Annotated in this window: 25 protein-coding genes and 3 pseudogenes; 22 read left to right on the top strand and 6 right to left on the bottom strand. The window is 57.3% G+C overall.

Going from position 1 to position 23,102, the window contains the following annotated elements; translation table 11 throughout:
- The first annotated feature begins 203 nt into the window (after positions 1–203).
- Positions 204–530 (top strand): hypothetical protein, encoded by a 327-nt coding sequence (locus ASD99_RS11325; protein ID WP_057143702.1) that lies wholly within the window; start codon positions 204–206, stop codon positions 528–530.
- A gap of 2,011 nt (positions 531–2,541) precedes the next feature.
- On the opposite strand, the gene ASD99_RS11310 is transcribed toward ASD99_RS11325, so the two are convergent.
- Complete coding sequence (locus ASD99_RS11310) at positions 2,542–2,730, bottom strand: DUF3606 domain-containing protein (RefSeq protein ID WP_057143699.1); 189 nt, start codon at positions 2,728–2,730, stop codon at positions 2,542–2,544.
- 448 nt (positions 2,731–3,178) lie between these two features.
- Between ASD99_RS11310 and ASD99_RS11300 the strand changes: the two are divergent.
- The 3 genes and pseudogenes from ASD99_RS11300 to ASD99_RS11290 all read left to right on the top strand — a co-directional run bounded on the left by ASD99_RS11300 (position 3,179) and on the right by ASD99_RS11290 (position 4,670).
- Positions 3,179–4,052: pseudogene (locus ASD99_RS11300) on the top strand (RNA ligase family protein).
- A complete protein-coding gene (locus ASD99_RS11295; protein WP_057143697.1) occupies positions 4,039–4,284 on the top strand; it encodes a hypothetical protein in 246 nt (81 codons plus the stop codon). The pseudogene ASD99_RS11300 and the gene ASD99_RS11295 overlap by 14 nt, the downstream one beginning before the upstream one ends.
- 41 nt (positions 4,285–4,325) lie before the next feature.
- The gene (locus ASD99_RS11290; RefSeq protein WP_057143730.1) at positions 4,326–4,670 is read left to right on the top strand and encodes a low affinity iron permease family protein; all 345 of its coding nucleotides are present in this window, start codon (positions 4,326–4,328) and stop codon (positions 4,668–4,670) included.
- Here the strand turns inward: ASD99_RS11290 and ASD99_RS11285 are convergent.
- Entirely contained in the window at positions 4,636–5,031 is a 396-nt protein-coding gene (locus ASD99_RS11285) for a low affinity iron permease family protein (RefSeq protein WP_057143696.1), read from the bottom strand. The genes ASD99_RS11290 and ASD99_RS11285 overlap by 35 nt on opposite strands.
- Positions 5,032–5,164: 133 nt before the next feature.
- Here ASD99_RS11285 and ASD99_RS11280 point away from each other — a divergent pair, with 133 nt between their 5' ends.
- The 6 genes from ASD99_RS11280 to ASD99_RS11245 all read left to right on the top strand — a co-directional run bounded on the left by ASD99_RS11280 (position 5,165) and on the right by ASD99_RS11245 (position 9,248).
- The gene (locus tag ASD99_RS11280) at positions 5,165–5,416 is read left to right on the top strand and encodes a DUF768 domain-containing protein (RefSeq protein WP_057143695.1); all 252 of its coding nucleotides are present in this window, start codon (positions 5,165–5,167) and stop codon (positions 5,414–5,416) included.
- A 254-nt stretch (positions 5,417–5,670) separates the two neighbouring features.
- Positions 5,671–6,417: an SOS response-associated peptidase gene (locus tag ASD99_RS11275; RefSeq protein ID WP_057143694.1), complete on the top strand. Its 747-nt coding sequence runs from the start codon at positions 5,671–5,673 to the stop codon at positions 6,415–6,417.
- A 255-nt stretch (positions 6,418–6,672) separates the two neighbouring features.
- Complete coding sequence (locus ASD99_RS11270; RefSeq protein ID WP_057143693.1) at positions 6,673–7,089, top strand: hypothetical protein; 417 nt, start codon at positions 6,673–6,675, stop codon at positions 7,087–7,089.
- Between the two features lie 1,278 nt (positions 7,090–8,367).
- On the top strand, positions 8,368–8,667 hold the full coding sequence (locus ASD99_RS11255; protein ID WP_057143729.1) for a DUF1236 domain-containing protein: 300 nt from the start codon (positions 8,368–8,370) through the stop codon (positions 8,665–8,667).
- Between the two features lie 80 nt (positions 8,668–8,747).
- A complete protein-coding gene (locus ASD99_RS11250) occupies positions 8,748–8,945 on the top strand; it encodes a hypothetical protein (RefSeq protein ID WP_057143728.1) in 198 nt (65 codons plus the stop codon).
- Between the two features lie 39 nt (positions 8,946–8,984).
- On the top strand, positions 8,985–9,248 hold the full coding sequence (locus ASD99_RS11245; RefSeq protein WP_057143690.1) for a hypothetical protein: 264 nt from the start codon (positions 8,985–8,987) through the stop codon (positions 9,246–9,248).
- Positions 9,249–9,409: 161 nt separating this feature from the next.
- On the opposite strand, the gene ASD99_RS11240 is transcribed toward ASD99_RS11245, so the two are convergent.
- Positions 9,410–10,108 carry a response regulator gene (locus ASD99_RS11240; protein ID WP_057143689.1) on the bottom strand — a complete coding sequence of 233 codons (699 nt, stop codon included), beginning with the start codon at positions 10,106–10,108 and terminating at the stop codon, positions 9,410–9,412.
- A gap of 840 nt (positions 10,109–10,948) precedes the next feature.
- Positions 10,949–11,512, bottom strand: a pseudogene (locus tag ASD99_RS11235) (recombinase family protein).
- A gap of 606 nt (positions 11,513–12,118) precedes the next feature.
- On the opposite strand from ASD99_RS11235, the gene ASD99_RS11230 reads away from it, so the two are divergent.
- The 4 genes from ASD99_RS11230 to ASD99_RS11215 all read left to right on the top strand — a co-directional run bounded on the left by ASD99_RS11230 (position 12,119) and on the right by ASD99_RS11215 (position 13,972).
- Positions 12,119–12,613, top strand: coding sequence for a YidB family protein (locus ASD99_RS11230; RefSeq protein ID WP_057143688.1), 495 nt, complete (start codon positions 12,119–12,121; stop codon positions 12,611–12,613).
- Position 12,614: 1 nt separating this feature from the next.
- Positions 12,615–13,052, top strand: a complete 438-nt coding sequence (locus tag ASD99_RS11225) for a DUF4112 domain-containing protein (RefSeq protein WP_244497698.1) — start codon at positions 12,615–12,617, stop codon at positions 13,050–13,052.
- Between the two features lie 88 nt (positions 13,053–13,140).
- Entirely contained in the window at positions 13,141–13,392 is a 252-nt protein-coding gene (locus tag ASD99_RS11220; RefSeq protein WP_023784928.1) for a GlsB/YeaQ/YmgE family stress response membrane protein, read from the top strand.
- 103 nt (positions 13,393–13,495) lie between these two features.
- Positions 13,496–13,972 (top strand): ferritin-like domain-containing protein, encoded by a 477-nt coding sequence (locus ASD99_RS11215; RefSeq protein ID WP_057143726.1) that lies wholly within the window; start codon positions 13,496–13,498, stop codon positions 13,970–13,972.
- An 837-nt stretch (positions 13,973–14,809) separates the two neighbouring features.
- On the opposite strand, the gene ASD99_RS11210 is transcribed toward ASD99_RS11215, so the two are convergent.
- A complete protein-coding gene (locus ASD99_RS11210) occupies positions 14,810–15,181 on the bottom strand; it encodes a hypothetical protein (protein WP_082583236.1) in 372 nt (123 codons plus the stop codon).
- Positions 15,182–15,257: 76 nt separating this feature from the next.
- On the opposite strand from ASD99_RS11210, the pseudogene ASD99_RS32090 reads away from it, so the two are divergent.
- The 6 genes and pseudogenes from ASD99_RS32090 to ASD99_RS34645 all read left to right on the top strand — a co-directional run bounded on the left by ASD99_RS32090 (position 15,258) and on the right by ASD99_RS34645 (position 21,408).
- A pseudogene (locus ASD99_RS32090) lies at positions 15,258–16,070 on the top strand (IS5 family transposase).
- Positions 16,071–16,678: 608 nt separating this feature from the next.
- Positions 16,679–17,176: a hypothetical protein gene (locus tag ASD99_RS11195; protein WP_156388973.1), complete on the top strand. Its 498-nt coding sequence runs from the start codon at positions 16,679–16,681 to the stop codon at positions 17,174–17,176.
- A 324-nt stretch (positions 17,177–17,500) separates the two neighbouring features.
- Complete coding sequence (locus tag ASD99_RS11190; RefSeq protein ID WP_057143680.1) at positions 17,501–18,358, top strand: RNA ligase family protein; 858 nt, start codon at positions 17,501–17,503, stop codon at positions 18,356–18,358.
- Entirely contained in the window at positions 18,355–18,555 is a 201-nt protein-coding gene (locus ASD99_RS11185) for a DUF768 domain-containing protein (protein ID WP_057143676.1), read from the top strand. Before ASD99_RS11190 ends, ASD99_RS11185 begins: the two co-directional genes overlap by 4 nt.
- A 1,208-nt stretch (positions 18,556–19,763) precedes the next feature.
- Entirely contained in the window at positions 19,764–20,057 is a 294-nt protein-coding gene (locus ASD99_RS11180; protein ID WP_057143674.1) for a hypothetical protein, read from the top strand.
- A 748-nt stretch (positions 20,058–20,805) separates the two neighbouring features.
- Positions 20,806–21,408, top strand: a complete 603-nt coding sequence (locus ASD99_RS34645) for a hypothetical protein (RefSeq protein WP_244497697.1) — start codon at positions 20,806–20,808, stop codon at positions 21,406–21,408.
- Here ASD99_RS34645 and ASD99_RS11165 read toward each other — a convergent pair.
- On the bottom strand, positions 21,395–21,688 hold the full coding sequence (locus tag ASD99_RS11165; protein ID WP_156388972.1) for a hypothetical protein: 294 nt from the start codon (positions 21,686–21,688) through the stop codon (positions 21,395–21,397). The genes ASD99_RS34645 and ASD99_RS11165 overlap by 14 nt on opposite strands.
- A 279-nt stretch (positions 21,689–21,967) precedes the next feature.
- On the opposite strand from ASD99_RS11165, the gene ASD99_RS11160 reads away from it, so the two are divergent.
- A complete protein-coding gene (locus ASD99_RS11160; RefSeq protein WP_057143670.1) occupies positions 21,968–22,186 on the top strand; it encodes a DUF768 domain-containing protein in 219 nt (72 codons plus the stop codon).
- A 1-nt stretch (position 22,187) separates the two neighbouring features.
- Positions 22,188–22,418, top strand: a complete 231-nt coding sequence (locus ASD99_RS32080; protein ID WP_082583235.1) for a DUF768 domain-containing protein — start codon at positions 22,188–22,190, stop codon at positions 22,416–22,418.
- The last annotated feature ends 684 nt before the right edge of the window (positions 22,419–23,102 follow it).

Genomic DNA, 23,102 nt, shown 5'->3' with positions numbered 1-23,102 from the left:
TCAATGCCGACATGACCAGCGTCAAGGAAGTGACAGCCGAAGTGACCGCTGGACGGCGCCCTTGGGTGTGACAGGGATGGCGGCTGCGGCTCTGGCATCGCTTCTGGTCACCGCATATTGGCACGACATCTGGCGCGTGCTGCGAGGTGGGTGAGGGAACCTTGAATGTCCGAAGTGGTTTGTCTTCAAAGGAGAACCACCCCATGCAACCCAAATCATCGCGCGATATGCCCGGCCCCGATCCCCGCAAGGACACAGACCGGGAGACTCGCGAAGCAGTCGTCAAAACGCCCGACAAGACCAACGACTGGGATCGCGATCAGGTCCATGGTGAGGGCGAGACTATCGGAATCGAATCCGACCGCGACGACAATCTCGAAATGAATGCGGTTATCGAAAAGGATGGTGAAGTTGTCGAGGAAGACGACGACAACGCTTATCAGAACAGCGACGACGCCTTGCCCGACGATGAAGAGGAGGCCGCCATCGCCCGTCATCCCACCCGGGAAGGTCGGTTTGACGAGACTTAATTGCTGGTCGGGGATCTAGCGGGCAGTAATGCTCAGGCAACCAACCCCATCACCGCTGGTTGACCTATGCTGGTTGATCCCAGCTACTCCAGACCCTGGCCCGCTGCCGCTTCCCGGTAGCGGGCTTTTTTCCGGTATCGGTCGGCAACATGGAACATTCTGACGCTCGCGAGCTTCGGCAGTAGCACTGACCTCAGTGCTTTCCCCCCATGAGACCTTGCCCGCTGCCGAAAGGTCGCGGGCTCATTTGTTTCCCTGCCCAGTGGCAGAAACACAAATCAGTGCTAAAAATGCTCGCCGATCCTTTGCGGCAGTTCCAAAGCTCGCCCGCTGCTCCCCCTATGAGCGGCGGGCTTTTTCGTTTCAGTACGGCAAGTCGGCATACTCGTAAACCGAAACGCGTCCGCTGATTCCATCTGTGACTTCAAGGAAGTAGTTTCCCGATTGGTGAGGCGTAACCACCCTTCCAGTGGCCATCTCAACTGCTCTGTAGGACGTTGGCGCCTCAGCGCGGTATTCGGCGATCAGCCGCCCCGCGAGATATTCCCTGATTTGATAAGGCATCCCGCCCTCATCGTCGAATCATCGGTCAATTAGTGATAACTAATATTTGCTTTTTATAAAACTTGCCTCTAGTTTGATCGGGCTGGGTCGATCCCTAGCGCTTCACTACCGCCCGCTGGCCTCACGGCTGGCGGGCTTTTTCATTTCTGGTGTGCTAAATCAGGCCCATGCGCGTGCTGTTCATCGCCTTCGCGGTCCTGCTGTTTATGGCTGTCGGCTTGTGGCTAGCTGCCGTGGTAATTCTGGGACACACGTCGCCAGTTATACTCGTGCCAAATCAGGCACAGCGAAGCGACTAGCGCCCAATAATCCGGTCGATCATGGATTGGTCTGGCTCGCATCCTGTGAAGTCGCGGACGAGCGACTTGACGTGGTCTGCCCAATGCTCTTCAGCCAGCTTGGTCTCGACTATAGACTTTCGGAAAGCCTCGCGGACAATGTCAAACGCGAAGGCTGAGATAGATTCTTTCCCATGGCTCTGGTCCATGATCCCAACTCCCAAAGGATGGTCGGGAGCTTTGCGAACTCACCAAGCGCCGACGCCCTCAACTGCCAGCCAGCGATTTTGCGATTCATATCCCTGTTTTTCAAGGGTTCAACGGGATTCGTCTGTACGTTTTTTACCAAGCAATTGTCGGCCCATTAGCGTGCGCTAATTCCGGCAGGCGGCGATTCCCTCAAGTTGCCGCAGTGGCCGGCGCGGGTTTCACTGTTGTCTCACCGGGCAATATCGCGCCGGCCATTCGTAAGCACTAGGACTGGTCGTTTAGAAGCAGAGAACTACACCGAATAACGGTTCGGCAAGCGAGCGGACGCATGTAAATGAGCACAGCCCAGCGCATCAATTCGTGGATCACCACTCACAAACCAGACGCCGTCTGCGATAGCTGCATCGTAGATCAACTGAATATAACCCCAGCCCATGTCGCCCAGATCACGGGGGCACTTGGAACCACGTCCGACTTCGACCGCGACAAGGGCATCTGTGGTCGCTGCAATCGCGACCGGACCGTTATTCGCGCGAGATAGCACTGGCCGGCATGGCGGTTGGGTGTAAACGCGCGCTGGCGAGGCTCCTACCCAAAGCAGCTAGAGGCTAAGGTCTTAGGGCTACGGCGCAAAGGTCTGATGCCCCACACAGGCTGGAACAATGGCGGACTCTACAGGTTGGACTGCCGCCGGGTTCCAACGCCCCGAGCAAGCCTAGCGCCCGCCGCTGCCGTGAATGGGGCGGCGGGCTTTTTATTTCCTGCGCCGGATAATTGTCGCCTAGGGCTCGGGCTCCAACGGTTCGTGCCCTGGCTCCTCATGCCAAAACACTTGCCGGAAATCTCTCTGATCGACCCGCTGACCGAAGTTCGGGCAATTGTAGAAATGACCCTCCTCACGGATCAGATCACTGCCGTGTAGCTTGCCGGGGATGGCGGGCCAAGATCGGATAGCTTCGTCATCGGCTACTGAGCGCTTTTGCCTCGCGCTCCAGTGTCTCACGATCGTTGCCGTGCTTTCTGATAAGTTCCCGCACTTCAGGGATCGTAAGCTGGAACTTGCTGGCGAAATAGCCGACCTCATATTCCTCGTCACCTGATACGCGGTCGCGGTCACGGAAATCGCGTTTGCTCTTGTCATCAGTCATTGTGGTTCCTCCTGAAAAAAAGAACATCGAAGGCGTCTCCCGGTTCCATCAGCTACTCGCGAACGTTTACCAGCGAAGTCGTCGCGAGATCTGCGATCGCGTCGACGTCCACCGTCACCAACCCCCCTCCATCGATCCGGACCGTTATCTTCCCGTCGTCGTCATCGACCCGAGTAGCGAAACCGCGAACGTCGACCTTCAGGCCGGCCTTCGCTTTCTTTGGTGTGTCGATGAATTGTAGGAGGGAATGCTAACGCTCGACATGCCGTCCTCCATCACTTTCAGGATGGTAGCCGTTAGGGTGATTTCGTCGCCAACTCTTGGACCTCTAGCCATGTTTTTGCTCGTCTGAACACGTAATCGATTGTAACATTCAACTTAGCTAAAATGTTCCGGAACCGACTTGGGCTTTGTGGCTTGAGTCCCGTTCTGTCATGAGTTTTTGTGAATGCGTTTGAAGTTCGTCCCGCCCTGATGCCGACCCTTGTCGACCAACCCCCGGAAGGTGACGACTGGATTCATGAGGTGAAATTCGACGGATATCGCTCACAGCTTATCGTCGACGAGGACGGCACCGTATTTCCACGCGCAACGGTCACGACTGGACAGCGAAGTATCGCGACCTGGTCAAAGTGGCCGACCGCCTCGGCGCCGAAAGCGCCATTGTGGACGGCGAGATCATCGTGCTGAACGAAGCCGGGCTGTCCGACTTCGGGGAATTGCGCAAGACCATCACCCGCCGGCAGCACGATCTCTATTTCGTCGCCTTCGATATGCTGCACCTCAACGGCCATGACCTGCGCGACATGGCACTGGACGAGCGGCGCGAGATCCTGGCGAGTATGATCGAGCCTGGCGGCCGCATCCAGTTCAGCGAGCCTCTGCCTGGCGATGCCAAGCTCATCTATCATCGGCTGGACCAGGCTGGGCTTGAAGGGATGGTGTCGAAGCGGCGCGACAGCAGATATCGCAGCGGCCCGTCCACCAATTGGCTGAAGGCGAAATGCTACTCGATCGACGAATACGAGCTTCTGGGCGTAGAGAGGGAGGCGGGCAAGCCGGCCTTCGCGCTCATGGCGGACCGCGCAACTGGGAGGTATGTCGGCTCGGCATTCATCAATTCCAGCCGGGCCATCCGTGAACGCCTGTGGAAGCGAGTCCAGGAACATGGCGGGTCCCCGCCCATGGGGATGAAGCGGCCGGCGACGCAATGGGTTAAGCCCGGCATCATTGGACGCGTGAAGCACTTGCGCGGCGAGGAGGATCTGCGGCACGCTTCACTACAGGATTTCCGCGAGGAGAAAACTGATGGCCGTGGCTAAGAAGGACCAGGAGCGCGCCGGCTATCTCTGGATGTATGGCGCGCAGGCACGGAAGGACGGAACGGAACGTGCCGAGCCAGAGTATTGGCAAGAGTGGGGCGATGCTTGGCTGCAGGGATTCGATGGTGTTCCCCTCGATGGTGCGGTCAAGGCCAAGCCTGTCAGCGATCAGATGGAAGCCGGAGTCGACGAGGCGGCCATCGAGCGGCCCGTAGAAACTAGCGCCCAATGATCAGGTCAATCATGTCTACCGGTTCATGGGAGGACACTCGGATGCACCGACCACTATATTTTTTGGCGGAATTCTTCTCCAAGCCGCTGGGGTTTATAGCGCTGCTCGCCGCGGCGGTGGCTTGCGTCCTTGTGATGAGCAACACTCTCGCTGCCGACATCCTGTCGATCGCAGCGATCGGCCTAACCGGGGTGGTGCTGCTTCAGAACTATCGCGATACCGCAGCCATGCAAGCGAAGCTTAACGAGATCATCGTCTCGTTGGAGACGGCTCGCAACGAGGTCGTTGGTTTGGAGCACGGCACGCCCGATCAGATCGACAATGAGCTGGCGAACATCGAGCGAACGGCATCTACCGACAGACAGAAGACTGGGAACGGGGATTAGTCGTCGCTTCCTTGGTTTGCTTTGCTTGAGCGCAGGCTTTTCTAAAGGCGTCGACTTCGGCTTCGGTCAGATGCTCAATCCCGATGAAGTCATTCTTGCCTGCGCCTGATCGTATCAACTCATCAAGTTTAGCCTGGATTGCCGCACCGTCGCGGTTTTGAGTGTTCTGGATCAGGAACACCATCAAAAACGTGATGATCGTGGTGCCGGTATTGATGATGAGCTGCCACGTTTCCGAATAGTGGAACATGGGGCCAGTTGCCGCCCAGATGATGACGGATGCCAAACAAAGCGCGAATGCCCAAGGGCGGCCGGTCGCATGTGCAACGGCCCCCGCAAGACGGTTGAAAGTCTTCTCCATCGTGACTCCTGATTGGACGGTGCGGCCGACAACGAGGCGCCGCTATTTCTGCTCCATCACATGGCCGTGAGTTGCTGGCCGCCAGATCGGCTTGACAGCCAATAAAAACGAAACGGTACGGGAGCAGCGGCTTATGGCGGCGACGATGGCCACACGCGGCATCAATTTCCTCGACAAATGGATGGCGGAACAGCTGCCTGAGAGCGCGACCGACGATCCGATCGTCATCAGCGACCTTGCGGACAAGGCAATGAGGGCGGCCGACAAGGCCGGCATTCCCACCGCCGAAATCAGCGAGGAAGTGCCGAGCGTATTTGAGGTTATAGCCGAAGCCTTGGAAATCGCGAAGGCGGCACGCCTTGACCCTCAAATGTGCTATGATTAGCCATGGGCAAGAAAGCGAAGCATAAAGCAAAGCAGGCGATTGAAGCCCCACCATAGGGCGCGCTCGAAACGGAAGCCGCCTACTATGCCCGCAAGGTCGGCATCACGAGAGACGAAGCCGCCAAGATCATCCGGGAAGCCCACGCACCCCAGCTGTTTATAGTCGGCACAAGGGAAGGGCGAAGTTCAGCAAAGCTTGACTCGTTCCCGAAGCGTTCCCATTTTGGTCTTCCGCAACGACAGGGTGGTGATCTCATGTGTGGACGCGTTTTCGTCAAGACGACAATCCCTGACATGGTGCGGCGTTTCGAGTTTGCCCATCCTGGCGACGTCGAACGCATGGGCAACGGCTTTCCGATCTGGAATGGCGCGCCGAGCCTGAGCTATCCGATTATCATCCGCGCGGAACTCTCCACCTCCATGGCCGGCTTTGTGTCGGCGAGATGGGGACTTGTCCCCGGCTGGGCTCGTGATGGGGGCGGCCGACCGCCGCCCGTGAATGCTCGCTGCGAGACCATCGCGAGCAATGGCATGTTTCGCAAAGCCTATGCGTCACGGCGCTGCCTGGTGCCAGTAGACGGGTATTTCGAATGGCAGAAGCTAGACGCGTCGGGCAAGAGGAAACAGCCTTACGCCATTGCGATGAAGGATGACGAGCCCTTCGCCATGGCCGGGATCTGGGAAGAGTATGCCGATAAGGTCACGGGTGAGCTGATCCGCACCTTTGCAATTGCCACCTGCGAGCCGAACGAGATAATGGCGACCATCCATGACAGGATGCCGGTGATCCTGGCGCCTGCTGATTACATGCGCTGGCTCGGACCGGAGCCCGATCCTCGCGACCTGATGAAGGCGTACCCGTCCGACCTCATGAAGATGTGGCCTATCGGCAATCGGGTCGGGAGCCCACGAAACAACACACCGGACAATATCGACGAGATCGACCGTCCCGATATCATCGATGTGAAGGGCCACGGCCCCGACGATCTTTTTGACGTCTGACCGAGAGTGGGCTGATGAGTACACGTGGGACGAATTTCCTCTTCAAATGGATTGCAAACAACATTCACGAGACCGACGATATTTCGGCTGACGGAGATGCTCTTTGCCGACGCGAGGACGCTGGGCTTTAGGAGCTGAAATCGAGGAAGATACAGGCAGCGCCTCTAAGGCGATCGATAAGGCGCTTCGATACCAGGATGCGGGCTTAGTCGACTGACAGGCCATACGAAGGATGATCGCATTCCGGCTGATCGATTGAAGGTCCGCGACACCGCGGCCGATGGCTATGAGGTCCTAGAAGACGGCGAGGTGATCGGGTCTTTCCCCACCATCGTCGACGCAGCTCGGTTTGTCCGGGGTCGTGGCGCGCGGCTATGGCTCGATTGGGCTCGAACTGTGATTGGAGGCCAGACCGTTAGTCCCCAAGATTTCGAGCCGTCGTTCCTCGGCTCCGGCGTCGGCCGGGTGCTTGGCGAACAGCACGGGCCCAGCAAGGACAAATGGTTCTGGTCGATCAGCACGAACGACAAGCGCTGGCGGGTCCATGGCGGTCAGCGAGGCAGGGAGGACACCAAAGACGCAGCGGTGGCACCGCTTGAGCGCGAGTTCACGACATACGTGGCCGCCATGCCCCCGAAGCCGTCGCCTTATGCCCAGGCGAAGGGTGTCTAGGGTCTAAAAAACCATATTCCGACCAGAGCGCAAAAGGCAAAAACTAGAACGGCGGCCGCGAGCAGCACCTTATTGTTCTGCACCGTGGAGACGGCTCGGGCACCAATTTCTCGAGGGTCTGCTGTTCGTTCATGGCCATCAATTTTCGGCTGACCACAAGCAGAGACGCCCTCCGCGCTTGGCGACTTCGCGAAACGGAGATTGTTTCGCTCATATCCCGTGGGTCAGCACCACATAAATGGCGGGGACGAGCATCAACCATCCGCCCATTCCCAGAAGCACCAAAATAGCCCTGCGCTCGGTCCGCGTGACTAGGGCAGCAAGGTTTTCCTCGTCATTCGACGCAGCGTCCAACGACCTAGACATATTAGCATCGAGGTTGTCATTTGCAGGAGTGTCCGCATTGCCACTCTCATTCGATTTCCGGGCCAATATCATTTTCTTCTGCTCGCCAAATAAACATCACATCGGCCCCTTCTCGGGGCTCGAGCCGGAACGGGCCTCGTGCAGCAGTAACTAATTAGAATCGCAAGATGACCGAAGGACCGCGTCTGCGATAGCACCGGACGCGACGGCGACCATGTCGCCAGTAACTACGGCAAACCCGTCGCCAACCCCGCCGGCGACGGCGGGGGCCGTAGTGCCAGTCCCGGTGGGAAACCTGCTCGACTTCCGCCTGGCCTCCTTCATCGAGATCCTGTCTTTGTGGCGTTTCGAGTTCATCAAGGATGCCGGGTCCCACGCTTGGAACACCGGCCATTGCGTTGATTGGGCGGACAGCGCTTGCAAGCGCAGCTGCTCCGGCAATGCCAAACACCGCAGTCAGGAAAGTTCGCCGATCCATAGTAAACCTCCAAGGTTGCATGAGCTAAAGCCATCCCACTGTGAAAATAGAGGACCCGCCAGCCGCGGAAGCGGCTTGGCGGGTCCTATCAGCACAGGAAGGGACATAGCTGTGCCGATCCATCACATGTCAGCCGAGGACTATGCCCATCACCAGAAAGGTGACGGCTGCCGCGAAAATCGGTGCGAGCAACCAGCGCGCTTGGCCAACACTTTTATCCATCTGCTTTCTCCGAATTTGGAGAAGCAACTACGATGGACGTAGGCCGTTCCGCCTAGTCCCAAGAGGTAAGACCATTGCGTTTTGCGGCCGGACTTTGGTCCTGCCTTGGGTGGGACCGAAGCCCGTCTGAGGAACGTTTGACATGCCGTGAAGTTCGAGTGGCTGGCGCACAGACGATGGTGCTGTCGCCTGATCACAAGAGGAGAAAAACCATGAAGATGCACCTTACCGGCGCCGCTGCGGCGCTGTTGCTTTTGGCTGGCGTCGGCGCAGTTGCGGCACAGGACGTTGTCATCACGCCGGAACAGGACACCGTCGTGCGCGAGTACGTGAAAAAGCAGCCGCTGGCTTCCGTAAAGATACCCGGCGTCGAGCTGAACATCGGTACGGCTCTGCCGGACACGGTCGAACTCCACGAGGTCCCCAACGTGAAATACCGCTATGTGGTGGTCGACAACCGCACGGTCCTGGTGGATCCGAGCACCCGCAAAATCATCAAAGTCTACGACTGAACAGCGAGTTGCCAATTGCCCGCCGCCGCATCCCACGGCGGCGGGCTGTGCATTTCAATCCCCTCAACTGGACAATGAAGATGATGAACCTTGAAGTCGAGACGACAGATGCGCTTATGGCGCGCTTAGCCGATCTTCAGGCGAGAGTGCGGGCAGCACGCATAACCGACGCCGAAATAAAGACCTTCCAAAAGGTCGCTGCCATCCTGGACGACGGTCGTGGCCGGATTGCCGGCGACGATCTGATCGCAGCATCGTTCCTCGCTGAGCCGTTTTGATTGGCCCAGGCCCTTGTTGCAACGTATCGGCCAACGCCAATGAGACAGGAGGAAGAAGTGGTGCGGGAGAGCAGTGGGCAATTTGGAGAGATGATCGCAAATGTGGCCGCCATCCTTCTGTTGCTAGGGCTTTTAGCAATCATCTTCTTCATTTCCGGCAAACCAATCTTCCCCGCGCGGATGGCGCGAATGGTGATTATCTTGCCCGTGGACGCCATAGAAACAGCCGCGGTTAAGAAGACGCGCTTGGATTTGCCACCCAATTTTAATGTAGGCCTTGTCCGGCCGCGACCTGGTAGCTGACATTCAATGCGTGGCAAAAGCGAAAGCCGAAAGATGAAGCTCGACCGTCTCGCGACGTCGATACCAAAGCACGAGTTCGAATTTCTAATGAAGCTCGGGCAAATGACGCGAGTCGAAACATTGGCCCTGATCGAGAAGCACGACGGAGATCGGACCGAAATTTATGCTGACCTCGCCGACATCGCGTCACGGAGATGAAGCGTCGGGCCTTCAGTTTGGCCGGCCGCAAATTCACTCATCACGAGCGCCGCTTCCGTGCGGTTTCGGACTCCGAGGGTCAACATAACCCCAGTCATGTGGTGCTTGACTGTCTTCTCCTGCAACTTCAGGTGCCGGGCGACCTCCTTGTTGCTGAGACCTTGAGCCACCAGCCTCAGGATTTCCTTTTGCCGTTCGGTGAGTTGCCGCATCCGGTCCGCCACGCTGTTCGCAGGTGATGAGTTTTGAATATCGGAAAGCCGCGCCGACAGGGTGGGCGTAAGATAACGCTCTCCAGCCGCAGCATTGCGGAGGATTTCGGCAAGAGCCCGCGACCCGACACCTTTTAGAACATAGCCGCGCACCCCGGCATTCAGGGCTCTGGTCACATCGGCATTGCTCTCTGAAACGGTCAGCATGACGATCTTCTGGGCGGGATGGTCGGCAAGGATGCTCTCAACCACGGCCAGGCCTCCGCCCGGCAGCGAGATGTCCAGCAGTAATATGTGGGGTCGCACCGTAGACGCGATGCGCTCTGCATCCTGCGCCGTCGCCCCTTCATCGACAATCTCGAAGCCCCCGATCTCTGATAGGCTGCGCGTCACACCTTCGCGAAAAAGCGGATGGTCTTCGACAACAGCGATGCGAATGATCCCGATCATGCCTACTCCGCGTGAAGCTACCTTGTCGAACTCAACGCTAGATTTTAAGTTCCGCCTTGCAGGGCAAAAAGGGCTACCCGAATGGAGACGGGCAGGCCAAGCTCTTTGCGCTGGATCAACCAGCAGAGGTCAGCGAGCGGCGGGGTGGTTGCTTGCGAAGCGCCAGGCTGTGCCCAGGCTGGGAGAATGGCCGATGCAGTGGGGCTCCAACCGTGGGGGCAACGGACCACACCGGCCACTGCGGGAGCATTCCCCCGCTCGGAATGATTATGGGTATATTAGCAATCACGCAATTAGCCAATCGGGCGTAGGCGCTTGTTTTTGGCACCGCTTCGTACCCAACCCGGAGCCCGCTCCGTTAGGCGGTGGAGCGAAGCTAGCGCCAGCGCCATGCCGGTGACGCGAAGGCGCCAAGACCCATTAGCCTCCACCGTCTCCCCGGCGGTCTGGTCATACCGGCATGGAGCTTGCTGAGGACGGTCTTAGTTAGCTGACACGCGTGGTCTTGGTAGATGAGAGGTTGGAAAGCCACTGAGCCGTATCGTATCGAACCGTTGAGGGGGCAAAGACGCGTGCGGAGCCTTCGCTGGTAGTGCGTGAAGGGCGGGGGTGCGAGAAACTTCTGTACGGTGCTGTATTTTGTCGCACCACCCTGGCACCATGCGGGTTACAACAATGGTGTAGCTCTCGCTCAAATGGTGCAGGCTGGTGGACGTGTCGTGCCCGTTTGGTGCCGAATTGGCACCAACAGACCAAATTGGCGCATCATGTCGAAAAGGGGCGCAACGCCTTGCAATTAAAGGCGTCAGCGGTTATTCAGACGCCCGTTGCTGCGGTAGCTCAGTGGTAGAGCACTCCCTTGGTAAGGGAGTGGCTGGCCAATGTGGTCGACCCGAGCGAAGTCTCCCTTTTTCGCCCGTCGCCGCAGACCTGAAGAATTCGATAGACCTGCATCCTGGAGCAGCCCATTGCTTTGGCGATTTCAGTTATACCAACCTTCGATGTGCATCTCGATGACACGCAGGCGGTCGATGCTTTAATGAAAAGACGCTCCATCTGGACAACCATGCACAAGCACAGTCAGAACTAAATGCCCCATTTCCCCGCGCGTTGAGACGTGTGGATCCAGCACTGTTACAAACGCCCCTCGCTGTTCGCACTCATGAATAAGATTGAGTACGTCAGCGGGTGTTACGACCAAAGCCTATCAAGCCGCGTGACAACCAGCTCGTCACCGTTCCTGAGAAATTCGATGACGGTCGCGAGTTCCGCTCGACCATCCCGGCTGGCTCCTGAGATCTTCTCAGACCGAATTATGCCGCAGCCTTCGGCCTTGAGCTTGGCAATTTGGGTGTGGAGATCTTGATCGATTGTGCTGACGCGGGCGTAACCAATGCGAGCCATAGCCTGTCACCTCAAGGTTTAGGCCGAGGCTACCTTGTCACAAATAGTCGATGTCAACCCAGATGTTACGCCACGTGGCGCCCTGGGTGTTACGGCACGGCGGGGTATACCCTGGTTTGACGTACCAAAGTTGTCGCCCGGCGAGCGCAACGTTCATGGCCGGTGCCGCTGAAGCAGACAACCAACTTCGAAACCGCGTCGGCCGCTTTGCGCCTCATCTCTGCCGTTTAGGGGCATCTGTGAACTGACCAAAAGCAGACTTTCAGCCAGCGAAGGCGGGCGTCTGTGGCGCCATCGTTGGCGGTGCTGTGTTGTTCTGATGTGACGGCCTTGCCACAGTTGCGGTGTTTTGAACTTGACGACGATAACGGAATCTTTGCCGGCAAATCAATGCCCGTTCGAATCCCAAATAGATTCCAATGCTTTGCGTGAACAAGACGCTTCAGGCTTCGCTCAGCAAACTCGTGGCGTAACGCCGTAAGCCACTGGTGCGATCCATCGCAGCGCATCGTTGACTGATCGGGGTCGGCTTCCTCAGATTGATCGTCGCTGGCGGAACCTTTGCAAGGTTAAGGCCTTCTCCTCTTGAACAGTGGAGGTACCCAAATGGCAAATCTGGGAAGACTGGCGATCGCAATGCTTGGCGTTCTAGCCTACCAAAATCGCGACAAAATTGGCGAAGTGATCCGTGGGGCGGGAGATCGTAATCCAAACGACCCGCAAGGCGGGCTTCTAGATCAGCTTTCTAAAGGTGTTTCGGGGACGGCGCTTGGTGATATCCTGGATCGATTCAGAGGCGCGGGGGCAGGATCAAAGGTAGATTCTTGGGTAGGCACTGGGCCGAACCAGCCAATCGAACCAAATGACGTGGAAGCGGCAATAGACGAAGACACGCTGACGTCCCTCTCGATGCAGACCGGCCTTTCGCGTGACGAACTCATCAGCAGGATCACCCGGGATTTGCCCGAGGCCGTCAACAAGATGACGCCAAATGGTGCACTGCCACCAGAGCCAACAAAGGGCTCCGGTGAGACAACCCTGCTCGACGACGTGCCCCCACATACGACGGAAGCCAAACCAACCGGGCAAAACGATGTCTAGAATGACGGCCATATCTCAGGAACATCCCCTGAGGCCTGCAAGCTCGGCCGTTGGGATAAGTGGGCTGGGCTTTCGGGACGCCGAGGCAGCAAGCGCGGTTGCCGAATTGGATTTGTTGGCGGCGCTGCTTGATTCCCGTTGGCGCATCCCGGGAACCTCAATTCGTTTCGGACTGGATGCCGTGGTGGGCTTGGTGCCCGTACTCGGAGATGCGGCGACAGGTATCGTTTCGGCTTACATCGTGTTGCGAGCCCGAAGCTGCGGAGCTGGAAATATCTTGGTCGCCAGAATGTTGGGGAACGTATTGCTTGATACGGTTGTTGGAAGCACCCCTGTTCTGGGCTCGATCTTCGACGTGTATTTCAAGGCCAACAATCGCAACATTACGCTGCTTCGCCGCCACCTTGGTAAAGTCGAAGTTGGGCGCCGACGAGCCTGATTGCAGCTCAGCATTCGCTCAAGGAACTTTATTGGTTTATCGCACGTTTTGCCGCCGAACCAATTTCGGTTCAGGTAGAGGGAAAAATATGGAAAATCCAGGTGTTGGTTGGATTGCTGCTATCGTGATCGGCGGTATTGCCGGTTGGCTCGCCGAGATGTTCATGAAGAGCAATATGGGCGTACTCATGAACATCATTCTGGGGATCGTGGGCGCCATCGTCGCCAACTTCCTCCTCAGCCTGTTAGGCGTATCGATGGCCGGCTGGCTTGGGTATCTGGTCGCAGGCTTCATCGGTGCATGTATTTTAATTGCCGTCGCGCGAATGATCAGGCGCTGAACCGACAATCTATTCGTGCAAATTATTACTCAGATTGAGGCGCATGATCCCAGACATCTTGCGCCTCTTTCGTCCAGACCCAATTCAAGCAAGGAGCATTGCAATGAGAACTCTGGCCGATATTTTCGAGCACACCCTCCAGGACATGTATTACGCGGAGAACGCGATTACCAAGGCCTTGCCTAAGGTAGCTGCAGCCGTGAAGGACGCCAAGCTGAAGCAAGCGGCCGAGGACCATCTAGAGGAAACCAAGGGACAGATCAAGAAGCTCGAGCAGGTGTTCAAGTCGATAGGCAAGAAGGCGTCTGGCGAGAAGTGCGACGCGATAGAGGGCCTCATCAAGGAAGCTGACGGACTGATGAAGGAAGCATCAGGAACGGCCCTCGATTCCGGCTTGCTGGCAGCCTGTCAGGCAGTGGAGCACTATGAGATATCGCGGTACGGCTCGCTGCGGGAATGGGCAAAGGACCTTGGGCATGACGAGGCTCACAAGTTGCTCAGCGAGATCCTCGACCAGGAGAAAGCCACCAACAACAAGCTAACGAACCTTGCGGTTACGTCGATCAACAGGACAAATTGACCCCCGGCCTTTCAGACCGTGAGCACTCCTAAGAGAAGCCCTTGAGGACCGGCTTGCCGACACATCGGCAACCGGGCTCTTCGCCTGGCCGGATGAGCCGCTTTAGATGACGCGGCCTGCCTTATTGAAGCCCAGTGGTGAAATCCTGACGCTTGGTACCCCACGTAGACATCTCAGGGTCGAACTCGTCGTTCAAGAGTGATTGGGTTTTGACCTTGGTCTAGAACCCGACAACGAAACCCGCCTATTCAACCAAACGATAACGGGTGGTGGACGACGACGAGGATTACGAGGGCGGAACACGCTCCGGCGAGCATACCCCATCGGCTAAGTTTATGGGGGTCGTCCCGATCGAAAGTTGAGCCGATTGAGAACCGGGTTTTACGAACCACCCAGTTGCGTTTTGGCCGGAGGTACCAACCCAGCGCCGCGAAGAACATGGACGTATAAAACAGGAGCCATGAGCTCGTTGCCTGAAAACCCGACAAATAGGTAATCCAGCCATGTTCATTGTGAGGGAAAATCAGACCTCTAGATGGGTCAGGCGTATGCGGGGCTGCTGACGCCCAAGTGCGAAGGAGGACAAAAAAACAGACTAAGGCTGTGAACCCGTACCCACCAAAAAAGCCACCCAAGGCGTTGAGTGCAGCATTGCGGTCGTATTTGGCGGCCATGTTCGATCATACCAATACTTTGCTTCGCCAGAATATAGCTGCGGAGCTGAAATGTTAGTCAAGGATGAAGATCGAATTTGAACGACAGCTATGCATCGGGCGTGGCCCGAATGATTAAACGCTGAACCACTATTCAACAGCTAAGAGACCGTTTCTAAAGGCACTATACGTCGAGTGTGACGTTGAACCGGGCGTATCGGAGCCATTGGGGCTTGACCACCGCGCTTAGGTTTAAGGCAGCGATATCGGTTCTGGTCAGGCGGGCGTCGCCTGCTCCGGCGATTACCGCGGGCAGGTCATATTCAAGCGTGGGGATTAGGCCGCACCACAATCCATCGGCTTGTTTGGGGCCGCCACTTTCAGGATCGAAGCCATGGTCGACCAGCCATAACTCCCAGCCGAGCACCTCGATTCGGTCCGCCTCGCAGGCTGCCAGGAACGCTTCCGTATCTGTGGGGAGAACGCCAAGTTCCCCATTACCCGAGCGGAACGATCGCTCCAGCACCTCAGCCGACAAGGAAGGTGGAAGCAGCATGCGAGCGCACCTCCATGTTGAGTATCGCGGGATCGGCTGATTCAAGGGGGTTGCTGATACCAACCTCGGACAAGCCATGTGGACCCGCGACACTCGGCGGCAATATAGCCGCGATCAACTTCGATATCCAAGCAGCATATCCGATGCCGAATGGGCGATCGTCGCTGCACACATTCCCGCCCATCGCAAAACCGGGCAACCACGCCGTTGGCCATGGCGATGCCTGTTTGATGGCATCTTGTTCGTGCTGCGAACCGGCGCACCTTGGCGATGCTTGCCACCCGGGCTTTCCGCCTTGGCAGACAGTTAATCGGTGGTCCGCTTCCTTGCGTGACACGGGCTTCTTCCAAAGCTTCAATCACATGCTCGTTCTCGCCGACCGTGTTCGACACGGACGCGAAGAAGCACCTTCTGCCGCCGTTATCGACAGGCAGTCGATAAAAACCACGGTAGCTGGCGGCCCGCGCGGCTACGATGCCGGCAAGAAGGTGAGGGGCGCAAGCGGCACGCCATGGTCGACACTGATGGCCGAGCGCTTGAGCTGCTCGTGCATTCCGGCAACATGCAAGATCGCGACGGAGCGGTGCCATTGCTCAAACAATCCCGCCGTCGTCACCCGTTGGTGGCCAAGGCATTTGCCGACAGTGCCTACAACTCTAGTCGCGTCGCCGATGCTACCTCGATCGACATGGAGATCGTTCGCAAAATGACCGGCCAAATCGGCTTCACGGTTCATCCAAGACGCTGGGTTGTTGAACGAACCTTCGCCTGGTTGGGTCGCAACCGCCGCCTTGCCAAAGATTTCGAAGCCACAATCGGGTCCGCCACTGCGTTCCTCTACGCGGCCGCTGCTATGGTCCTCGTCAGGCGCATCGCACGCTCAGCATGAATTCCGAAACGGACTCTAAGACGTTGCAGGCAAAACGGCGGGGGCGTCGCATGCGGCTTCTCATATTTGTGATCGTGGTTGGCCTGTTCATGGCATCCGGCTTCTGGCTAGCGACCGAACTGGTCATCGCCGGAGGCTGAGGCCCGGATTGACAAAAGAACACCACACGACCCGCTAGGCCGCCTACGCTGGACGGCGGTTCAATGGGATTCGACGACACAATTCAAATCCACGCGGAAGAAATCTCCTGTTTTCAGGGGCGCCTACTACCTAAAACGGATATGGACCCAAGGTCTCAGACTGCTTAGTGCAAAAGTCTGATCGGCCTTATTTGGTTCCGGCAATCTCCATGGAACGTTCCGTATATTAGCGATTGCGCATAACTGTCATCGCCCCGCGGGGCCTGCAATCTACCTCATTTGACCATCTTGCATTCCGGATTCGGTTTGCACTCCATCGGCTGCGGCCCGACTCAGGCGAAATGCTCAAAGAAGCCCATGGTTGACCGGGGAGGGGGTGACCAGGATTGCTCAAGAAACAAGTACGCTTTCGCCTTGAAGAGGCCCGCTACCGTTAGGCGGCGGGCTAAATACAAGAAGGAGATCGACTTGGACACCTTAATAGCGCTTGCCGCGCTGGCCATATCTCTGCTTGCTCTGGGTATGTCCTTCTACTTTTGGAAGCGTCAGTTTCGCCCTATCGTAACGGCTACAGTTAAAACTCATAGCGGCGGGAACAATGGGATCGCCTATAAGCTAGTGGTGCTGAATTCTGGATCCATTCCGGCGACAAATATCCGCCTGATCGTTTACGATCAAGCGGGGCTCAAAGCGGCTCTTGGAGCCGGTGCCAGTGACGATAACCAAAATCGATGGCTGGCGTGTTTCCACAATTCGACGGAAATCCCGCTCCTCCAAAACGGCGACAAGACGTCATGCTCATTTGGGATGACGCACATGGATCCGCAGCAAAGCTTTTGGAAACCGCAGGCGATATTTGCGATTCGCATTGTGTATGATGACTGGTTCGGCGCCAAGTACGGCTCGGACCCACTTAACATGTTGCAGATCGCCAACTCCGACCGCTTCACTGCTCCCAACCGGTGAAAAGCTGCCAGCAAATCGCTGGCGATGGCCAAGAAAATCGGCACAAATGCCGGACGATAGAAGGTCGAAAAACGGGCGTTCGGCAACGCACTGGTAAGCAATTGCCGTAACCGTTGATTCAACCATTGCTGGTATAAGGAGAGGTGTGAGGAGCGGCTCCGACAAACGGGCTTGGGTAAGGGTTTTGCCGGAGCCGCCTGCGCAGCCCGGTTTGGGGTTTGACCGCGCCGTCCTATTTTGGGACAGCGCGGTCAATGATTCGTTAAAATCTTCCGGAACTAATTCAGAGCATGCTAATTGAATCGCGGTTTTGCGAGTCTGTGCATGCGTTTGACGTTTGTCCCCCCTCTCATGCCGACCCTGGTCGAGAAGCCACCCGAGGGCGACGACTGGATTCATGAGGTCAAGTTCGACGGCTACCGCACCCAAGTCATCATCGACTCCGAAGGCGTTCGGATATTCACCCGCCGCGGCCTCGACTGGACGTCGAAATACCGAGATCTCGCCAAAGCGGCCGGCGATCTCGACGTCGAAAGCGCTATCATCGACGGCGAGGTGATTGTCACGAATGAGGCTGGGCTGTCCGACTTCCGTCCACTCCGCAAGGCGATCACCAGCCGGCAGCACGATCTCTATTTCGTGGCCTTCGATCTGTTGCACCTCAACGGATATGATCTTCGCGATATGCCGCTCAAAGACCGCCGAGCTGGGCTCTACGCGATAATTCCGCCCGGCCTTCGCATCCAATTTAGCGATGCCCTGCCCGGCGATGCCAAGGCGATCTTCGAACTGGTCGATAAGGCCGGGCTCGAAGGCATGGTCTCGAAGCGCAAAGACAGTAAGTATCGGAGCGGCAACTCGACGGCCTGGCTGAAGATCAAGGCGTATACCATTGATGAATTCGAACTGCTCGGTGTGGAGCGCGAGGCCGGCAAGCCGGCCTTTGCGCTGATGGCAGAGCGAGGCACAGGGCGCTATGTCGGGTCGGCGTTCATCACCTTGAACCGGGAAATGCGCGAACGGCTATGGAAGCGTGTCCAAGACCACGCAGGGATGGCGCCGAAGGGCATGAAGCGACTGGCGACGCAATGGGTGAAGCCAGGGCTGATCGGTCGCGTGAAACATCTGCGTGGCGAGGAAGACTTGCGGCATGCCTCGCTGCAAGATTTTAGGGAAGAATGAGCAAGCGCGGGAGTGATTTCCTCTACCATTGGGTATCAGATCACCTGCCAGACGATCCGATCATTGACCCTGTGCTGATGGTGATTGAGATGGCCGTGGCCGCAAAACGGGCGGCCGAGGCCCAAGGCATTCCCGGCCAAGAGATTGATGAAGAGATCGGGCAAATGTACCAGTTCATCATGCGCGATTTGCGCTGACGTCGTTTCTTGGACATCCTCGTTGTTTACCAAAGTGGGCCAGGCCGTGGATCAGAGATTGGCCGTCACGCCATCGTGAATTGCAGCTCCAGCGTGCGGGCCTACGTAGTTCAGATGGTCCGATTGTCGATCATTTCTGCCTTGCTAACGCTGCTTGAGCCTCGGGTCTGGGGTCGCCCCTGATGTTGTGGCGCTCAACCATGTATTTGTTGACCCTTCTGGCAACGCTAGCAGCTCTCCACATCTCGGTATCGGTGAGTTTATTCCTCATGGGGCCTGACTGGTACGCGCGATTCTGAAGGACGATAGGGCTAAGTGTGGATACGGCTGGGTAGCGCCACCGGAACCTTTCCTTGTCGCGGGAGCGCAACCTCGACTGGGAAGCCGACTTTCGATCGAGGGGCGTAGGGACCTCAGCTTAGTTGAGCAGTAGCTAATATGCCTGTAACTTTGGCATTGCGGGCACTCCGGTGATCGGCTGCGGGGATTTGCCAATCCGGCGAGATACGTCCAGATCGGGAGCGGCGTTGCTATGCTGAAGGATAAACTGTGTCGCGTACGCCAGCATCGCTGCGAGAATAACGAACACCAGCCGCTTCGGAACACTCAGTAGTTGGCCAATAGCCGGCGCCTGGCGCCAGCACGTTTGCGCCACTGATCTGACCGATTGTCGTATCGGGACTTGTCCACGCCCTGTTCCCGAAGAGAGGATGCGATTCATAAAGAGTCCAGCAGAGGCAAGAGAGCCAGCCAAACGCAATGAATCCCACGGCCGGAACATTTGTCCTGGGGTGAAGTTCTAAATCTGCCTTGGTTTCCCCGTGGGCCAGGGTCGGAGGCTGCCTCCATCAGCTTCCATAGCCCGCCTTGGACGGGGGCAAAACTGTCTGGGGCGGGCTTCTTTCGAGGCGGGCTAGCGATGGAATGCCTTCGACGGCGAAGACAATTCCGGCGTTCACAAGGCTTGGCGAATGGCCGCGACGTTGTGGGGACGCGGTTTCCTAACGCCGTTTTCAAGAACGGCGATTGTCATTTCGCTAAGATTTGACTTTGCGGCCTGGCGTACTCGCGACCAGTTCAGCACCGCTCGCGCTGCCTTTGCGACGTTGAACGGCTAGGTTTTCGCCATCGCGGGCGAAACAATTTATCGAGCACGGAGTTGTTGGAACAAGCTGCTATCTGAGTAGCTTTAACAGGAGGAATATTCCATGAATTTCAAGATGCTCACCATGGGCGCTGTGGCGCTTGCAATGATGACTGGCTCGGCGCTCGCAGGCGGCAGCACCGGGACGTCAGCGCTCGATGATCCGGCGAAAATGTCGCCGTTCTTCACCGATGCCGGCATGAAGACCATGAAATCCGAGGCGGAGTTCAAAGCTGCCTGGATGGCCATGAAAGAAGAAGACCGCGCCGGCATGATGAAGGAGTGTGGTGATGAGGCAATCGCCAAACAGCACGACAACTTTTGTAAGATGACCAAACAGCTCGGCGGCGCCAACTAACGGCCAGTTGAAAGCTTATATAAACCCGCTGACACCGTCAGCGGGTTTTGTCGTTCTAAGGCAGCAGCCGTGGAACATCTGAGCGGCGCCAAAATTCGAGTAGTGGCGGGGACGTTCCTTCCCGGGTAAAAGCGGCTGACCAAGTCTTCCTTGGTCGTCCGCGCTTCTGCCGAGGGGCGCGGGCCATCTTGACAAAATCGCGCGGCGTAAGGCTTGCGCGTCTAGATGGAGGACATCATGTTCACGACGTTCGCCACGCTGGCGGCAGCGATAGCTTGAGCAGCCACCCAGCTCCGCAACCAACCCCTCCGCCGTTCGTTGGCCTGTGATGGTTGATCCCAGCACTCCCTTGGAGCAGCGGCTTGGTCCATTCCAGATCGTGCCCAGCCAACCGGAACCGCAGTCCGCCCGGGTGTTCCTACGGCGTGATGTCCTCCACGCTTCGGCCGGCGGCCTTTTTGTCGTGGTTTCGGAAGCTTCATATCTGTCGCTCACTGGTCTGCCGTCAGGTCAACTTGCGCGTGCGTCTCCGGGTTCAATCGGCTACTCGCGAACATTCACCCGCGAAGTCGTCGAGAGATCTGCGATGGCATCGACGTCCACCATCACCAATCCCCCTCCATCGATCCGGACCCTTATCTTCCCGTCTTCGTCATCGACGCGAGTTGCAAAACCACTAATCCCGACCTTCTGCCCGGCCTTGGCTTTCTTCGGTGTGTCGATGGCTAGGGGGAAATTGTAGGAGGGAATGCAAACGCTCGACACGCCGTCCTCCATCACTTTCAGGATGGTGGCCGTCCACCAACTGGCTGAAGGCGAAATGCTACTCGAGCTTCTCGGCGTTGAGAGGGAGGCGGGCAAGCCGGCCTTCGCGCTCATGGCGGATCGCGCAACTGGGAGGTATGTCGGCTCGGCATTCATTAAGTCCAGCCGCGCCATTCGCGAACGCCTGTGGAAACGGGTCCAGGAACATGCCGGGTCCCCGCCAAAGGGGATGAAGCGGCCGGCGACGCAATGGGTTGAGCCCGGCATCATTGGACGCGTGAAGCCCTTGCGCGGCGAGGAGGATCTACGGCACGCTTCACTCAGGATTTCCGCGAGGAGGAAACTGATGGTAGCTAAGAAGGACCAGGAGCGCGCCGGCTACGCCTGGATGTACGGCGCGCAGGCACGCAAGGATGGCAGAGAACGTGCCGTGCCGCAGTATTGGGAAGAGTGGGGCGACGCCTGGCTGCAGGGTTTCGACCGTGTCGCTCTGGAAGGCGGCGTAAAGGCCAAGCCGGTCAGCGATCAGATGGAAGCTGAGGACGAAGCGGCGGTCGATGAGCCGCCAGCAGCTAGCGGCTTATGATCCGAGCTATCAAGTTCTCGTCGGGCTCTCCGTCGGCCATCGCGCGATAGAGCTCCCTAGCTTGTTCAGGCCAATGATGCTCGGCGATTTTCAGTTCGGTCACTGACTTCCTGAAAGCCTCGCGCAGAATATCAAATTCAAATGCCGAAAGGCCGGCACCTTCACCATCTTCCATGACAATGTGCTCGAAGAATGAGTTGGCACTTACGCCAAGCGACGATGAGAAAAACCGAAATCCTATCGTACGTTTTTTACCACCTGCCGAGGCTTCCTCGCTCAAGCACGGCTTCCCACCGTCGCAATAACAAATGATATCGAGCTCGAAAATTTTGCGGGGAACCATTTCTCAAGCCAACGTTTTTTGGCCCGTCAGACCAACGGAGGCTGTCATGAAACTTCGAAGGGTTGAAAGCTAAAAGTTCGATAGGGCGGACCGAATGCAGGCTGGTGCTGGAGGCGGAACGACACGCCAGAGAGGCAAAGACGGCGCGATTACGGGAGCTGCGGCTAAACGGCAACATGCACGGGAACATAATCCGGCAGCCGAAATTAAGCCACGATGAGCACGTGCGGCATCAACTTCCTCGACAAATGGATGGCTAAACAGCTACCCGAAACCGCAACCGATGATCCCATTGTCATCAGCGACCTTGCGGACAAGGCAATGAGGGCGGCCGATAAGGCGGCCATTCCCAACGCCGAAATCAGTGAGGAAGTTCCGAGCGTGTTTGAGGTTATAGCCGAAGCCTTGGACCATCGCGAAGGCGGCACGCCGTAGCATGACAAGGCGCGCTATCCGTTTCCTGCACCTCTGGTTGGAACGAAACAATTTGCTTGATGATCGCGAGGTCGACGACGCCGAAATTTCTAAGTTCGCCACTCAGCTATTCCTTGAAGCGGAAGCGCAAGGCATCGGCGAGGAGGAACTTGCTGATAGTTTTGTCGATGTTCATAAGGGTCTCGCCGCCTTCGTCCGCCGGCGCCATAGAGCGCCGACTCTGAAACAATAGATGGTCGACTGGTCGATCGACACCGCTTGACTCGTTCTCGACTTGTTCCCATTTTGGTCTTCCGCAACGACAGGCTTGGTGAGCTCATGCGTGGACGCGTTTTCGTAAGCACGACAATCCCTGCCATGGTGCGGCGTTTCGAGTTTGCCCATCCTGGCGACGTTGAGCGCATGGGCAACGGTTTCCCGATCTGGAACGGTGCGCCGAGCCTCAACTATCGATCATCATCCGCGAGGAACTGTCCACCTCCATGGCTGGCTTCGTGTCGGCCAGATGGGTCTCGTGCCCGGCTGGGCTCGTGACGCGAGCGGCCGCCCGCCGCCCGTCCACGCACGCTGCGAGACCATCGCGACCAATGGAATGTGCCGCAAAACCTATGCCTCGCGGCGCTGCGACACGTGGATAGTCTGCAGTGATTGCGGCGAATCCCTAGGTACTTGGGACGACCTTCAGACAGATTTTGAAAAGCAGGGCGGCAACTCGGGGGTATTTCGTCTTGAAAAAGGTCGCATCAAGCGAATCGAGTGACGATAGCCGGTAGGAGGGATTGTGCTTAAGGCGTGATTGGCAATCGAACCCCAGCCAGCGGTGCCTCCAGCTTCCATGCGAATTCATGCGGCCGTAATCAAGATTTCCTTTACCGCCCACCGCAGAGGGTGCAATCGGTTTTAGGACGACGGCGCC

This window comes from Mesorhizobium sp. Root695 (genome assembly GCF_001428185.1).
Classification (GTDB): Bacteria; Pseudomonadota; Alphaproteobacteria; order Rhizobiales; family Rhizobiaceae; genus Mesorhizobium.
Note: the sequence above shows the minus strand (reverse complement) of the source record. Positions and strands in the feature narration are given on the sequence as shown.

Bases quoted from the DNA above. Each gene is read 5' to 3' on its own strand.
- ASD99_RS11255 (WP_057143729.1), top strand. From the start codon at position 8,368: ATGAAGATGCACCTTACCGGCGCCGCTGCGGCGCTGTTGCTTTTGGCT.
- ASD99_RS11290 (WP_057143730.1), top strand. From the start codon at position 4,326: ATGCACCGACCACTATATTTTTTGGCGGAATTCTTCTCCAAGCCGCTG.
- ASD99_RS11285 (WP_057143696.1), bottom strand. From the start codon at position 5,031: ATGGAGAAGACTTTCAACCGTCTTGCGGGGGCCGTTGCACATGCGACC.
- ASD99_RS11220 (WP_023784928.1), top strand. From the start codon at position 13,141: ATGGAAAATCCAGGTGTTGGTTGGATTGCTGCTATCGTGATCGGCGGT.
- ASD99_RS11245 (WP_057143690.1), top strand. From the start codon at position 8,985: ATGAGACAGGAGGAAGAAGTGGTGCGGGAGAGCAGTGGGCAATTTGGA.
- ASD99_RS32080 (WP_082583235.1), top strand. From the start codon at position 22,188: ATGACAAGGCGCGCTATCCGTTTCCTGCACCTCTGGTTGGAACGAAAC.
- ASD99_RS11310 (WP_057143699.1), bottom strand. From the start codon at position 2,730: ATGACTGATGACAAGAGCAAACGCGATTTCCGTGACCGCGACCGCGTA.
- ASD99_RS11185 (WP_057143676.1), top strand. From the start codon at position 18,355: ATGAGCAAGCGCGGGAGTGATTTCCTCTACCATTGGGTATCAGATCAC.
- ASD99_RS11225 (WP_244497698.1), top strand. From the start codon at position 12,615: ATGACGGCCATATCTCAGGAACATCCCCTGAGGCCTGCAAGCTCGGCC.
- ASD99_RS11295 (WP_057143697.1), top strand. From the start codon at position 4,039: ATGGCCGTGGCTAAGAAGGACCAGGAGCGCGCCGGCTATCTCTGGATG.
- ASD99_RS11250 (WP_057143728.1), top strand. From the start codon at position 8,748: ATGATGAACCTTGAAGTCGAGACGACAGATGCGCTTATGGCGCGCTTA.
- ASD99_RS11325 (WP_057143702.1), top strand. From the start codon at position 204: ATGCAACCCAAATCATCGCGCGATATGCCCGGCCCCGATCCCCGCAAG.
- ASD99_RS11280 (WP_057143695.1), top strand. From the start codon at position 5,165: ATGGCGGCGACGATGGCCACACGCGGCATCAATTTCCTCGACAAATGG.
- ASD99_RS11190 (WP_057143680.1), top strand. From the start codon at position 17,501: ATGCGTTTGACGTTTGTCCCCCCTCTCATGCCGACCCTGGTCGAGAAG.
- ASD99_RS11215 (WP_057143726.1), top strand. From the start codon at position 13,496: ATGAGAACTCTGGCCGATATTTTCGAGCACACCCTCCAGGACATGTAT.
- ASD99_RS11275 (WP_057143694.1), top strand. From the start codon at position 5,671: ATGTGTGGACGCGTTTTCGTCAAGACGACAATCCCTGACATGGTGCGG.
- ASD99_RS11210 (WP_082583236.1), bottom strand. From the start codon at position 15,181: ATGCTGCTTCCACCTTCCTTGTCGGCTGAGGTGCTGGAGCGATCGTTC.
- ASD99_RS11240 (WP_057143689.1), bottom strand. From the start codon at position 10,108: ATGATCGGGATCATTCGCATCGCTGTTGTCGAAGACCATCCGCTTTTT.
- ASD99_RS11230 (WP_057143688.1), top strand. From the start codon at position 12,119: ATGGCAAATCTGGGAAGACTGGCGATCGCAATGCTTGGCGTTCTAGCC.
- ASD99_RS11160 (WP_057143670.1), top strand. From the start codon at position 21,968: ATGAGCACGTGCGGCATCAACTTCCTCGACAAATGGATGGCTAAACAG.
- ASD99_RS11180 (WP_057143674.1), top strand. From the start codon at position 19,764: ATGAATTTCAAGATGCTCACCATGGGCGCTGTGGCGCTTGCAATGATG.
- ASD99_RS34645 (WP_244497697.1), top strand. From the start codon at position 20,806: ATGCAAACGCTCGACACGCCGTCCTCCATCACTTTCAGGATGGTGGCC.